The sequence below is a fragment of the Collinsella sp. LCP19S3_H3 genome (assembly GCF_052119145.1).
Classification (GTDB): domain Bacteria; phylum Actinomycetota; class Coriobacteriia; order Coriobacteriales; family Coriobacteriaceae; genus Collinsella.
Genome location: NZ_JBQKFW010000032.1, coordinates 1 through 1,663 on the forward strand (window position 1 = coordinate 1; position 1,663 = coordinate 1,663).

Consider the following 1,663-nt stretch of genomic DNA (forward strand, 5'->3'; position numbering starts at 1 on the left):
GGCCCAACCGAGAGGGGGGAGGCGCCGAAGGTGTGGAGGGTGAGGGGGGTGAAGTCGTAACAAGGTAGCCGTACCGGAAGGTGCGGCTGGATCACCTCCTTTCTAGGGAGACACATTCTTAGAGAGAAAACACTTTAACTCGAATGGAGGGCAGGAGCCCGTCCGGTGGATGTCTGGCCCGGATACGTCCCCGCAGCACCCGGTCCCCGGGGTCGCACCCGCGTACCTTGAGAGCCGCATAGCGATAGGAGAGAGATGGAAGAGTATCCTCTTCCAGACTCGATTCTTTTCTGCGATCTAAACAGAGAATGATAGCAATCATTCATCCGATCCAAACAAGAGGAATTCACTCATTGATGAGTGAGGAGCATCTGATCGCGAGCACAGTGGAACACGCTGTGCCGCGGTATGAGATACCCGAATTGCGACATGAGAGCGCTATTCATGATATCGATTAATTTATATTAGCGACACGTGGATATCCCGCGGGCCCGGAGCGGTCCCGCAAGATACCACGGGCGCACGGCGGATGCCTTGGCACAGGGAGCCGATGAAGGACGCGGCAAGCTGCGATAATCCCCGGCGAGGAGCACACATCCTTCGACCCGGGGGTCTCCGAATGGGCGAACCCATGCACAGCAGTGTGCATATCCCCGGCCTGAACGCATAGGGCCGGGGAGGACAACCCGGGGAACTGAAACATCTAAGTACCCGGAGGAGAGGAAATCAATCTCGAGACTCCCCGAGTAGCGGCGAGCGAAAGGGGACCGATGGCCAAACCGTCGAGCGGGCGTACCCGGCAGGGGTTCCGCCGGCGGGGTTGCAGGGCCGCGCATCCGGGGGCTGCCGCCCCCGGGCGCAGGTCCGGCTGGGGAGCGGAACGGCATGGGAGGGCCGGCCGCAGCGGGTGACAGCCCCGTACGCGAACCCAGACCGGACGGCGCGACGCGGTCCCTGAGTAGGGCCGGGCACGTGAAACCCGGTCCGAACCTGGGTGGACCACCATCCAAGCCTGAGTACTACCCTGTGACCGATAGCGCACCAGTACCGTGAGGGAAAGGTGAAAAGCACCCCGGGAGGGGAGTGAAACAGTACCTGAAACCGTGCGCCCACGAGCAGTCGGAGCACCTTTACGGTGTGACGGCGTGCCTTTTGTAGAATGAGCCAGCGAGTCGCTGGCGCGGGGCGAGGTTAACCGAAAGGGAGCCGTAGCGAAAGCGAGCCTTAACAGGGCGACTTGAGTCCCGCGCCGCGGACGCGAAGCCGGGTGAGCTATCCGTGGGCAGGCTGAAGCGGGGGTAAGACCCCGTGGAGGGCCGAACGCACGTCGGTTGAAAACGGCGGCGATGACCTGCGGATAGGGGTGAAAGGCCAATCAAACCCGGAGATATCTCGTTCTCCCCGAAATAGCTTTAGGGCTAGCGTCGCGCGTTCACCGCCGGAGGTAGAGCACCGGATGGACGAGGGGGCTTCGCCGCCTACCGAATCCAACCGAACTCCGAATGCCGGCGGCCCAGAGCGCGGCAGTCAGAGCATGTGGGCTAAGCTGTGTGCTCGAGAGGGAAACAGCCCGGACCGCCCGCTAAGGTCCCCAAGTTCCAGCCGAGTGGCAAAGGATGTGCGTCCGCCCAGACAACCAGGATGTTGGCTTAGAAGCAGCCAT

2 rRNA genes are annotated in these 1,663 nt (G+C 62.1%); both read left to right on the forward strand.

Going from position 1 to position 1,663, the window contains the following annotated elements:
- Window positions 1–102: ribosomal RNA gene (locus ACTQZF_RS09145) — 16S ribosomal RNA — on the forward strand; the annotation flags it as partial.
- Window positions 103–502: 400 nt separating this feature from the next.
- Window positions 503–1,663, forward strand: a 23S ribosomal RNA gene (locus tag ACTQZF_RS09150); the annotation flags it as partial.